The sequence below is a fragment of the Chryseobacterium sp. AC417 genome, assembly GCF_979258215.1.
Genome location: NZ_OZ409845.1, coordinates 455408 through 467747 on the forward strand (window position 1 = coordinate 455408; position 12340 = coordinate 467747).

A 12340-nucleotide genomic window follows, 5' to 3' on the forward strand; every position below is an offset into this window, starting at 1 on the left:
TTTACTGGATTTGAATTTGTTCGCCTGTTAGGCCATATCTTCTTTCCTTGTTCTGATAATCTACAATACACTGGAAGAAAATATCTTTGGTGAAATCTGGCCACAAAATATTGAGAAACTGCAATTCTGCGTATGCTATCTGCCAAAGCAGGAAATTGCTGACTCTTATTTCGCCACTGGTTCTGATCAACAAATCCACAGGTGGAAAATCTTTTGTATAAAGATAATTTTCAAATAATTTTTCATCAATATTTTCAATATCAACTTTTCCTTCTTTTACGTCGGAACTGATATTTTTTACAGCGTTCAGGATTTCGTTTTGCGAACCGTAACTAATCGCCAAAACCAAATTTCCTTTTGTGTTTTCTTTGGTTAAATCTACCACCTTTAAAAGCTGTTCTTTTACCATGGGTGGCAGTTTTTCTAAATTCCCAATCACATGCATTCTTAGTCCTTTGCTGAAAATCTCTTCTGCTTCCAAAAGCAATGTTTCAGTAAGCAAAGACATCAGGGTATTTACCTCATCAGTAGGACGCTTCCAGTTTTCTGAGGAAAATGTATAGAGTGTGAGATAAGGGATATTAATCTCATTACAAGCGTTAATAGCGTTTCTTACAGCATTGATGGCATTTTTATGACCAAATGTTCTTTCTTCACCACGAGATTTAGCCCATCTTCCATTACCATCCATAATAATGGCTACGTGTTGCGGTAAACTCTCGGAATCTATTTTTTCTTTAATCAACGACATAATTAATTAATCACAATAACATGGTGGTCTTCCGAAAGAATAGGTCAATCCTAAACTAAAGGTATTCATCCAATCTCTTGATTCTGTATCTCCTACAGTTCTAGCACCTAAGAAAGCAGTCTCTCTTTCTTTTGAAACGATAAAATAGTCTCCTGTCTGCAAAAGTGATCCTCCTGTTGCAGGGCTTAAAATATCTGCATTATAGTTTGATATCAAATCTTTACTAAGTATTTTGCTGTGGTCTAACTGATCCGTAAGCGTATATCTGAATGTAGCTTCTGCAAAAATCGCCCAACCATGATTGAATTTATATTTCACACCTACTCCAAACGGAATTTGTGCAACGGTTTTTCTTCCCATTGTATATTCTGTAGTAGTTACAAAATCCAGCTCATCAATTGGTGCCTGTGCCACTCCGTCAGCATTTCTTCTGAAATCATGATTTAATGTTGCTTTTGGCGCATCAAACATAAGCCCACCGAAACCTGCAAAAATATATGGACTCGCCATGCTGAGTTGCTCATTATTCACAGGGAAGAAATTATATTCGAACACAATACTTGCCTCATATACATTATTTTTTCCGAATGAATTTCTGTTTCTTCTATATTCCTCTTTAGCAGCTTTATCACTAAACTGCACCTGATTGTAACCTAAATCTAATCTTACAGTCTGATGAGGATTAAAATTAAATCTATATAACAAACCACCATAAAAAGGAAATCCCCATTCTGAAGCTCTATCCAAATCCAATGGCTGCTGTAAAATGTAATTGGTTTTTCCTATATCACCTACTAAATTACTCATCCCAAGACGAATTCCCAATTCATTTCTTTGTGCCTTCATACTTACCATTGTACCTAAGAGGGTAAGGAAGCTAAACAATAATTTTTTATTCATAGAAGAATATGGATTTATGGTTATTTTAAAAATTAATTTTTGCAAATATAAAACATTTTTATATTAATGATAACCTTAATGTTTCGTTAAAAATAAACAAAAAAACATAATTTGTTATAAAGTAAACGACAAAGTGGCAAAATTATTCTTTTTTTATCAGATTCAATTTCTTTGAGAACGATAACCCTCATGATATGAGGGCTAAAAATCTTATTTATTTTCTATTCATATATGACTGTAAAAAATTGCGGATCCTAATAAGTATAGGCTCTTTGTAATTCTTGTCTTCATCAAAATATCCATAACCGTAACCATACCCATAGCCATAACCGTAGCCATAACCGTATCCCTGTTTTACTATATAATCATTATAAATAAAACCTAAATGCTTAATTTCATCATTATGGTATTTCTCTGTAATCATTTTCAGCATATACTTTTCTGTATATTCGTGACGAACTACATATAAATTGGCATCAGAATATTTCATCAGATCATAAGAATCTGCCACCAAACCTACCGGGGGAGAATCTATTATAATAAAGTCATATCTCATTTTCAACTCATCAATAAGCTTGACGTTTCTCTCACTCATCAAAAGCTCAGAAGGATTTGGCGGGATAGGACCGGAAGTGGCTACATCAAGATTTGGAATTCTGGTTTTATTGATAATCTCGTCAACAGTAACTTCTCCTGTAAGATAATTTGAGATACCATTTTTGTTGTCAATATCAAAATCACCAAATATTTTTGGCTTTCTGAGATCCATACCCAATAAAATTGTTTTCTTGTCACTTAATCCCAAAACTGATGCTAAATTGATTGAAATATAGGTTTTACCTTCACCTCCAACAGAAGATGTAACCAAAATCACTTTACTTTTGCCGTCTTCACTTGCCAAAAACCTCATATTGGCTCTTATACCACGGAAAGCTTCTGAAACTGAAGATTTAGGATGATCTAAAACCGTAAGCATATTATCATTGCTATTATTACCTATTACTCCTAATAATGGAATTTTGGTGGCACTCACAAGCTCTTTAATATTTCTTATTTTACTGTCTAAAAGACCTCCTATCAAAATAATCAGGAATGGTAAAGCAAGAAAACCTCCTATGATTGCCATTTTAGTTCCTTTTACATTGGGTGCTATTGGTCTCTGACCGAGATTTTTGGCAGGATCAATAACCGTCATGTCCGATTGATTGGTAGCAAGTTTCATCTGGCTTTCGTTCTGTCTGCTGAGTAAACTGTTGTACGTTGCCTCAATCATATTATGCCCTCTTTCTGCATCCAAATATTTCCTCTGTTTTTCCGGATAGGTTAATAAATCTAAGTTGGCATTATTCACCTGCTGATCTATTTTATTAAGCTGTTCGGTGTAAACATTATAAACATTTCTCAAAGATCCGGAAGAATTTTGTTTTGCTTCACTGATCAATCTGTTGACTTCCTTTATCGGTTCAGAATTTGGAGTATAAATTGTTGAAAGTTCTCTTTTCTTAAGATATAAAGCCTTTAATTCTGATACAGATGCAGAAAATAATCCGTCGTCAAATCCTGCTGCAGAAGAACTGATCATCCTGTCAAAATTCTGAGTTTCTACGGAATTTCTAATATTACTTAAAGATGACATTTTACTAAGAATATCAGCTTTCTTAGCCTCTAAATCTTTAATAAGCTGTAAAGACTTTTCGTCCCTGTTATTGATATCATAAAGTTTTTCAGAAGTTTTGAGATAATTAAGAACCATACCGCTGGAATCTAATTTTTTTCTGATACTGGATAAACTATTTTTCAGATAAAGTTCTGTATTCTGGTCAACTCTAATTTTATCATTAAATCTTTTTTTCTGTAATTCTGCTACAGATTTATTTAAAAAATTTACTGTACCATTAAGATTATAACCGGTCTTAGTAATAATCATAATGGTATTGATTTCCTTATCAAAGTCTACCCCTACAGTACTAACAATTCCGTTTACAGCATCATTTACAGTTGTAAGATTAACAATGATATTATCTAAATTAAGTTTTTTACCAACCGGATTAGGCAGTAATCTGAACCTCAAATTAGGAGATGTATACCATTCATTTACCTTTATCGTTTTGTTGGCAGGTCTGGCGAAACTGTTGATATTTTGAAAACCCTCTATTTCATAAGAATACAAATTGGTAGACTCTCCGTCTTCCGGCAATATTACTTCATAAGCATTATCCCCTTTTGGTATGAAGGTGATAGGATAATTGACCTGTTGCAGATGTTTTCTGTCTATTTCTAAATAAACCGGAGAATCATCTTTATCTAAATATGTTGCTTTAAAAACACCTTTTGTTTGATAATTTATAAAAAGATTCAATCCCTTTACCAAAAACTCGTTGTGAGATCTTGATAACAACATTTTCTTTAAATATACACCGTCCTGATTGCCACCCTGTCCCCAAATGAAATTGATGGATTGGCTTGGAGTAAAATAGCTCGCTGTACTATTTGATATACTGAGTGAAAGATTGGATGAATAAATGTTTTGAGCATAATATCTTCCATAGAACCAGGAAACACCATAACCGATTAAAAACACAAATACAAACCAATACCAGTTTTTTACTATTTTTCTTAAAAAATGTTCTACATCGAACAGGCCAAAAGAACCCAATTTTTCTTTCTGCGACGCATTTTTATCTATTTTGCCATCTTTTTCTGGAATCATAATTATAGGTTTTTAAGAAGCAGATAAATTGATAATGCTGTCGTAATTACAGAAACTCCACTTATAATGGTTTGTACAGGATCTTTCCCAAAACCATTCAAGCTTCGCCTTTGTGTTGTAATAAGAATCTCGTCACCATTTTGCACATAGTAATACGGGGAATTCATTACATCTTCTCTTGTAAGATCTATCTTTGCTACCTTTATTCCTTCTGGTAATTTTCTGTGAATTACAATATTCTTACGGTCTATTGTTCTATTTAATCCACCATTAATAGAAATTGCTTCAGTGAGTGTAAGTGTATTTTTATGGGCTTTTTTCTCACCAGTAAGACCTGTAGTTTCTATATCACCAAGAATATAGTAAGTAATACCATCAATATTGAGTCTTACTTCAGATTTTCCCTCCTGAAAGTTTTCATTTACTTTTTCCTGTATTTCCTGCGTATGTCTTCAATGGTTCTTCCTTCTGCCTTTACGTATCCGATTCCAAAAATATTGACATCTCCTTTAGAATCTACTTTTAAACCTTTAAAATAGACCAATGCATTTCCGCCTATTCCGCTTCCACCTGTTACACCGATATTAGCATTTCCAACAGATCCTGAAGCATTAAGCGAGGAATAGAACTGTGCTGCATCACCCTTCGGTGTAGTCACAATATCTAATGTTAACATATCATTTTTTGTAATCCTGTATACAGGAATATTATAAGGGATAAGTCCCTCTTCATTAATGACAAGACTTTCGCTGGGCTGCATATATTTTACATCCTTCGTAGTAATGCAAGATGCCAAAAGAATAGGGAAAAATAAAAATTGGAGATACTTGTAGATTTTCATCGTTATTGAATGTATTTTGTAAAAATATAAATTTAACTATTATTTTTTATGTTATTATTATTTCTCAACCTGTAAAAAATATCCGGCAAATAGGCTCCAATGAAACCTAATGTTAAAACAATTACCAATAAAAAATTGACATTATAATGCCTTAGCAAATACGCGATTAAAACAATAAAAAGATAATATGTAATAATATAAAAACTTGATCTTCTGTGCGTTAAATTTAGCTTTAAAAGTTTATGATGTATATGGTTTTTATCTGCTTCGAAAGGGGATTTTTTATTCCAAAGTCTGACAATAATAACATTGAGTGTATCAACAATCGGTAAAATCAAAATAGCGACGGCAATTACAGGGGCAGATTTTAAATGATAGCGAGGAATATTCGGAAGCTTTCTATCAATGAAAATATCAATGAAACAGATGCATGTAAAAGCAAGCAGAAAACCCAGCAACATAGAACCGGTATCTCCCATAAATATTTTCGTTACTCTGTAATTAGACAAATTATAATATAAAAATGCCAAAACAGAGCCTATAGTTACTGCCGAAAGAATAACCAAGGGGTAATTATATTCTCCTAAACGATAATAACTGATTCCGAAAAGTGCACTGCATATCAAAGAATATCCTCCCGCCAAACCATCTATGCCGTCTATAAGGTTAAATGCATTAATCAGTATGATAAAAGTGATGATGGTGAATATGACGCTAATGTAATAATTGATTTCAAAAATTCCACAGATGCCAAACAAATTTCTGATTCTGATGTCTGAGCCTATCACAATAAATGATGAAACTACAACCTGAGCTACAAGTTTCTTGTATGCCCTCATCACTACAATGTCATCCATCACACCTACATACAGCAAAACAATCATCGAAGCAAAGAGAAATTTATACAGATCAAAAAGTTCGTAAGCAAACACCGAACTACAGATACCTATGGAGTAAAAAATAGCAATCCCACCCAAATTAGGAATTTTTCGCAGGTGCGAACTTCTCACGCTAGGCTCATCCATCAAATTTTTTCTTCTGGAAATTTTGATGATTGTGGGTATCGAAAAAAATGTGATTAAAAAAGAAAACAAAAAACCAAGACCTATTTTCACATAAAAAATAGAAATTCCGGAGTTATATAAGAACAATTCAAAATTCTTCATTTTTTTTCCTATTTAAGTCTTTATGGGCTTAGTTGGCCAAAAGATCTTAATGATTTATTTGCCCTTAGATAACTATCTTCAAGACAAACCTCTTCATTTGTGTTTAAATTATTTTTCTTATCAATTTTTGCTGTCCGGCAAAAAAAAGAAGATAAAATATTGTTTTTTTCAGGGGCAAAGATAAAATATAATTCTTATCAAAACGACTGTAAATCAATATATCTTTAAAATTAATATTTTTTTCTTGTAAAAAAACCTTGAGATTCTGTGACATTTTGTAGAAAATATCATCATTTTTAACGAATGCCAAATATGCTAAAAATGTATAAGCACCCTCCAAAATCTGAAAGTTTTTCAGTTCTTTCAGCTTCGCAGAATATTGAGAATTTTTAAAATAAACCTCAACATCTTCTACGGCTTTTAGGATATCAAGACCTTTTTCGGTATGAGTTTTAGAGATAGAATCTGTACGTTCTAAATACTGATAATGAAAATTTTGAGTTTGGGCAAGAGTTTTACAATCCAATAAAAGTTGCGGTATGAGCTGAATGTCTTCAAAATGTACACCTTTTTTAAATCTTTTCTGAGCAAAAAGTTCTCTTCTGAATAATTTATTACATGCAAAATAACTGATATCTGAAAAAACTGAAAAATTGCTTTCCAGATCTATTTTCTCTGGCATATTGGGAATTTGTGTCAGTTTTTGCTTCACTTTTCCATTTTCATCAACTTTTTGGATGTTGCAGATTACCATTTCCGCATCATGCTTTTCCGCCAGATTCAACATTTCCTCAAACATCATTTCCTTTACAAAATCATCGCTGTCGACAAATCCTAAATAATCGCCTGTCGCCTGATCGATTCCAAAATTTCTTGCATCGCTTAAACCGCCGTTTTCTTTTGTAAAAGCTTTGATCTTATCCGGAAATTTTTGAGCATAATCCTGAACAATTCTTTCTGAATGATCTCTGCTCCCGTCATTGACCACCAAAATTTCAATGTTCTGATAGGTTTGATTCACCAAAGAGTCGAGACATTTGGCTAAATAATTTTCAACATTATAAACCGGAACGATGATAGAAATTTTTGAGGGAACGTTTGTCATCCTTTAGCTTTTTGTAAATCTTGCACTCAGCCAGCCTTTTTTAGCTTCATCAAAATCTTTTCTCGAACACGGAATACAATTTTCAATATTTTCATCATCTCCAAAATACCAAAGATTGCTGAATGTGTCACGCTTAAAAGCATATTGTCGGTCTTCGATCAAAACATAAAACATTTCGTATTGCCTTTCTTTCGGGTGCGATTGCTGGATGTTGATTCCTTCGATCAGATACCATATCATTTGTGCCAGAAGCTGATGGTTCAGCTGATTTTCAGAATAAATATTATAATTAAAAATCCCGACAGATTTAAGATTTTCACTCAAACCGATTTCTTTCATGTAGGCACAGATTTCTCTTCTGTTTAAACCATTCACTTGCGGATTGATCGAAAAAGCATCACTGAAACTTTCAATCGCATCGCAGTTGACCGTGACCAAATCTGCTTTTCTGAAAAAGGGTTCTGTTTTTTCGGTAGAGTTCATCATTTCTGCTAAACGAACGATGTCGAACTCAACTTCTTTAATCAGTTTCACAGAATCTGCCTCATTCAGGTGTTTCTGATACCCTAAATGATGATAATTTTTGATAGAGAAATTTTTTGAACCTAAAATTTTGCTTAAAAAAGTATGTTCGTTAATTTCTTCTTCATTTTTCAGCGAAATAACGTTGCTAATTTGAGTGTAACTGATATTTTTCTGATGAAAATTTAATCCGGAAAACAGAGAAAACGCAAAATCATTCGACCCTCCAATAATCACCGGAATAGCTCTCTTAGAATGACATTCTGACAAAACTTCCTGCAAAATATAATGAGAATCCTGTATCGATTTCCCTGAAACCAGATCTCCCAGATCAACCACCGGAATTTTAAAATCAAGCTTTGAAAGTTTATAGAATTCTTTCCTAATTGCTGTAAAATCCTGTACTTCTGCATCCCCGTTTGCACCTCTGTAATCTGAAACGAAAAGCAAAACAATGCTGTCTTCTTTTATTTCCTTGGTGATCTGATTGCCAATCTGCCAGTTTTCTGTCCTGAAATTTCTTGGGGAAATGATAAAATCTTCAAAATTCATGTAATCCTACTTATAATGTCCAAAAATATTAAAATTAAATGAGTAAGCAGAGTTTAGAATAAGATTGTCATCAACTTTGTCAAAGTTTTAAACATTAACAAAGTTATACAGTATTATAATTATAAATATTTATCCTTCAAAATTTCAAAAACAAAAGCCGTAGAAGTTTCAAACTTCCCTCCCTGCGTGGCTCCGAATAAAAACTGAGGTCTTTTTCCATCCTTGCTCATCAGAATCATCGGACGCTCCAGTCTTCCAAATCTTTTTAAATATTTCGGAGGATTTGGTTCCTTAATGTAATGCTGCATATTGAGATAGGCAATTTCTGGTTTTGTCCACTTGATGCCGTCTTTTGTCGTTAAATGCAAACCGTATTCATGATTATAAAATCCCATATCACGGGCTATCATGTGAAATTTTCCTCCTTTTTTCCAGATAAAAGCGTCTTCCAACTGAGCATTATTGGGCAACGATGAAAAATAAATCACAGGATTTTCAGAAACCTTTTTGTAAGGTCCCATCGGAGAATCTGCTTTTGCCAATCCGTATTTCCGGTTACCTCGCACTGCGCCTTTTTGCGTTTCATATTCTTCGGTGTTCCAGGATTTGTAAAACAGCCAGTATTTTCCGTCGTTTCCTTCCACAAAAGCAGGATTTGTGGTACAATGATCGTCCCACGCACCTTTTTCTCCGGGAAGAAGTAAAGGTTTTTCAGGTCTTATCCAATCTCCATTTAAACTTTTTGAAGTTGCCAATCCTATTCTTTTGGTATTGGTTTTTCCGTTAGAATTTCCCATGAAGAACAGATAATACTGATCTTCCACTTTTTTAATCAAAGGATTATGACAGGTTGTTGCATCCCAAAATTCGCCACCTCTTGGTGCAAGAATAACCTGTTTGTGTTGAAATTCTTCAAACGGCGAGTTGGCTTCTGCCCGACAGATTTCAGAACCGTTGAGCCAGCCTCCCATTCCTTTTTCTTTTTTCCATCGGGAATAAAAGAGATGCACTTTTCCGTCTTCTCCCCAAATCGGAGACGAGCACCAAATATAATAACCCTCCAGTTCTAAAGATCTTCCTATTGGTTTTAAATTAAAATAAGGTTTGTCTGAAAAATCAAAAGCACGAGTAAATGATGAACCGAAGAATACCGCTGCGATTCCCAAAGCTGAAGTTTGTAGAAATTCTTTGCGGGTGATGTTATCTGACTTGCTCATTGATTCTCATTTATAGCTAAATTAGTCATTACCTATAGATTGAGTATCCTGCGCTTTAGGGTTTGTTTTTTATTATATATTGCTTTCCTAATGCTTATTTTAACGCAAAGTTCACAAATATTCTTTAACTACTAACTGTTCTTAAGTTCGCAAAGGCGTTTGACTAAGTCGAATCTTCGATTTCACTTAACGAAGAAAACAAAGTTTTTCAAATATAAATGATTATTGATAAACAGATTAAGTTTTATCGAACTCAAAATGTAAACTCTTGCATTACTTTTTCATCTGTGTCACAGAATAGAAAAATCGTTCTACTGAATACATTGATAATTGTCCCGCAGGACCATTTAGATTATATTCGAAACCATGAGTTCCCCACGGTATCGTCAGCAGATAATTTTTTACATGGTGCTTATCCAGTTCTTTTTTCATCATTCCACTTTGAATATGCCAAACATGGGCATCAAGGCACCCATGAGCAAGCAATGTAGGGGTTGTCTTAGAATTGATATGAAATAACGGTGATTCTGCGTAATATCTTTCCGGAACTTCTTCCGGTGTGCCGCCTAAAAAATCCCGTTGCACTTCTCTTGAATCCATGATTAAAGGATTGTCGGGATTTTTATAACTCCACGGCATGTTGATCGCTCCATAAAAAGCCGCAACGCCTTTTACACCGCTTTCGTTTCCGGTATATGCCATCGTCAAAACAATTGATGCACCTGCTGATCTTCCCATAAGGACAATATTCGTAGTATCTATTTTCAATTCTTTAGCATGTTGGCGAATCCATTTAAATGCAGAATGCAAATCTTCCTGTTGAGCCGGACTTGGAAATTTAGGGGCCAATCTATAATTGATAGTTGCTACCTGATATCCTGCATTGGCAAAATAATTGTTGGCGGCGGCAATTTCACTATTATCACCGCGTTTCCAGGAACCGCCATGAACAACGATGAGACACGGACGAACACCGGGAATTGCAGAAGGGGTAAAATTTAAAGTAAGATCAACACCGGCAGGTTTCGCAAAATGATATGTTTTGAATGGAATATCTTTTGCGCCATTTCCTGTAAACATTTGGAGAAAACTATACGGTTTTTCCTGATGAAATCCCTTCATATCATAATCTTTCACTCCGAATGAATTTTCAAGGTCTGCAGCCAAATGACTTCCAATATTGTATGCTCGTATGATGGGTGATGTGAGTATCACAAAAGTTATTATACTGATAATAATTGATACTGTTCTCAGTTTTTTAGAATACAAGCTCCAGATTAATAAAGACAGAGAAATCAACATGAAAACCCAAGGAAATTCAGGTACTGCAATACCAACATACCATGTGCTTTGGCTTGGGACAGGAAAAAAATTAACAAGAGAAAGAATAAAAAGGATGAGAATGAGAATGAGACGAAACATAGTTATGATTTAAAACAACATACGATTTAATTGTATGATCAGATTCTAATAGGAAAAGAATGATTGACGAGTGTTTTTGGGCGGATAGGAAAATGATTATATTTGGTTGAATAAAAAGAGGCAAAATTTCGCTTATGAGTTGACTGCAATACCACAAAAATAATCTCAAGTCTTTAAACTAAAAGAAAATGAAACTATGAATAAATTGACTATCTTTAAAAATATCCTAAACACAAAGCAATTTTGCAGGAATTTTCTTCTGATGCTATTTCTTTTTAATACTATAACTCACGTATTGGCAATTCCTCCAGGTTTTACAACCAAGAATATAAAATTTCTAAGCGAAGGAGACTCGCTTGCCGGAACTATTTATAAGCCTGATCATATTTCTTCAGCCGTTGTTATAGTTCATGGGTCCGGACAGGAAAAAAGAATGACAGAATTTGCAACACTATTGGCTGAAAATGGGATTGCTGTTTTCACTTACGACAAACGTGGTGTCGGAGAATCCGGCGGTATCTATGCCGGACCTGAAGTAGGAACCAATAATGTGGATGCCGCCAATCTTAATCTTCTCTCTCTGGATGCGAGTGCTGCAGTGAATATCTTATCCAAATACTTATCAAACAAGCAAATCCCAATAGGTCTTACCGGTGGAAGCCAAGCCGGATGGATCGTTCCACTCACGGCAGAGAAAAACAAGAAAGTCCAATTTATGACTATATTCAGTGGAGCATTGATAACGGTGAAAGAGCAGCTTAGGTTTCAGTTTTACACCAACGGAAACTCAAAATTTTGGGATACGCACACCGAAGAAGATGCCCGCAAACACACGATGACCGACCCGGATCGATACGAGTTCGTAGACGTAGATCCAATGGACGTTCTGTCAAAATTATCAATTCCGGGATTGTGGATCTTTGGAGGCAAGGATATCCAGGTTCCTGTGAATTTATCTATTGAACATCTCAACACTTTAAAGTCAAAAGGGAAGCGCTATGAGTATCAATTATTCCCAGATTTAGGGCATAATACAGCATTTTCTAATGATCAAAAGCCTATGAAGGATGCTATTGAATGGATGAAAAATGTGAAAATGTTGAAGGCTCAATAACATCTCGTCCTTGATCATTTGAGCGGTGTACAACCTCTAA

The 12340-nt window shown here is 34.5% G+C and carries 9 protein-coding genes and 1 pseudogene; 1 reads left to right on the top strand and 9 read right to left on the bottom strand.

From position 1 onward, the window contains the following. Position 1 precedes the first annotated feature (1 nt). The 9 genes and pseudogenes from uppS to ACZZ9T_RS02260 form a co-directional block, all read right to left on the bottom strand. Positions 2-751: a polyprenyl diphosphate synthase gene (gene uppS, locus ACZZ9T_RS02220; protein ID WP_463440735.1), complete on the bottom strand. Its 750-nt coding sequence runs from the start codon at positions 749-751 to the stop codon at positions 2-4. A 6-nt stretch (positions 752-757) separates the two neighbouring features. Further along, positions 758-1651, bottom strand: coding sequence for a type IX secretion system protein PorG (gene porG / locus ACZZ9T_RS02225; protein WP_463440736.1), 894 nt, complete (start codon positions 1649-1651; stop codon positions 758-760). A 214-nt stretch (positions 1652-1865) separates the two neighbouring features. Continuing rightward, positions 1866-4361 (bottom strand): exopolysaccharide transport family protein, encoded by a 2496-nt coding sequence (locus ACZZ9T_RS02230; protein WP_463440737.1) that lies wholly within the window; start codon positions 4359-4361, stop codon positions 1866-1868. A gap of 2 nt (positions 4362-4363) precedes the next feature. Further along, a pseudogene (locus ACZZ9T_RS02235) lies at positions 4364-5202 on the bottom strand (polysaccharide biosynthesis/export family protein). Positions 5203-5234: 32 nt separating this feature from the next. After that, on the bottom strand, positions 5235-6368 hold the full coding sequence (locus tag ACZZ9T_RS02240) for a glycosyltransferase family 4 protein (RefSeq protein WP_463440738.1): 1134 nt from the start codon (positions 6366-6368) through the stop codon (positions 5235-5237). 103 nt (positions 6369-6471) lie between these two features. Next, complete coding sequence (locus ACZZ9T_RS02245; protein ID WP_463440739.1) at positions 6472-7473, bottom strand: glycosyltransferase family 2 protein; 1002 nt, start codon at positions 7471-7473, stop codon at positions 6472-6474. Between the two features lie 3 nt (positions 7474-7476). Then, the gene (locus ACZZ9T_RS02250) at positions 7477-8547 is read right to left on the bottom strand and encodes a formimidoylglutamase (RefSeq protein ID WP_463440740.1); all 1071 of its coding nucleotides are present in this window, start codon (positions 8545-8547) and stop codon (positions 7477-7479) included. A 119-nt stretch (positions 8548-8666) separates the two neighbouring features. Further along, entirely contained in the window at positions 8667-9764 is a 1098-nt protein-coding gene (locus tag ACZZ9T_RS02255; protein WP_463440741.1) for a glycoside hydrolase family protein, read from the bottom strand. Between the two features lie 273 nt (positions 9765-10037). After that, the gene (locus ACZZ9T_RS02260) at positions 10038-11186 is read right to left on the bottom strand and encodes an alpha/beta hydrolase fold domain-containing protein (RefSeq protein ID WP_463440742.1); all 1149 of its coding nucleotides are present in this window, start codon (positions 11184-11186) and stop codon (positions 10038-10040) included. Between the two features lie 295 nt (positions 11187-11481). Between ACZZ9T_RS02260 and ACZZ9T_RS02265 the strand changes: the two genes are divergently transcribed. Continuing rightward, positions 11482-12300, top strand: a complete 819-nt coding sequence (locus ACZZ9T_RS02265; protein WP_463440743.1) for an alpha/beta hydrolase family protein — start codon at positions 11482-11484, stop codon at positions 12298-12300. Positions 12301-12340: the final 40 nt, after the last annotated feature.

What these genes read in the sequence shown, in the direction of transcription:
- uppS (WP_463440735.1), bottom strand. Translation starts at nt 751, where the DNA reads ATGTCGTTGATTAAAGAAAAAATAGATTCCGAGAGTTTACCGCAACAC.
- ACZZ9T_RS02245 (WP_463440739.1), bottom strand. Translation starts at nt 7,473, where the DNA reads ATGACAAACGTTCCCTCAAAAATTTCTATCATCGTTCCGGTTTATAAT.
- ACZZ9T_RS02250 (WP_463440740.1), bottom strand. Translation starts at nt 8,547, where the DNA reads ATGAATTTTGAAGATTTTATCATTTCCCCAAGAAATTTCAGGACAGAA.
- porG (WP_463440736.1), bottom strand. Translation starts at nt 1,651, where the DNA reads ATGAATAAAAAATTATTGTTTAGCTTCCTTACCCTCTTAGGTACAATG.
- ACZZ9T_RS02240 (WP_463440738.1), bottom strand. Translation starts at nt 6,368, where the DNA reads ATGAAGAATTTTGAATTGTTCTTATATAACTCCGGAATTTCTATTTTT.
- ACZZ9T_RS02260 (WP_463440742.1), bottom strand. Translation starts at nt 11,186, where the DNA reads ATGTTTCGTCTCATTCTCATTCTCATCCTTTTTATTCTTTCTCTTGTT.
- ACZZ9T_RS02230 (WP_463440737.1), bottom strand. Translation starts at nt 4,361, where the DNA reads ATGATTCCAGAAAAAGATGGCAAAATAGATAAAAATGCGTCGCAGAAA.
- ACZZ9T_RS02255 (WP_463440741.1), bottom strand. Translation starts at nt 9,764, where the DNA reads ATGAGCAAGTCAGATAACATCACCCGCAAAGAATTTCTACAAACTTCA.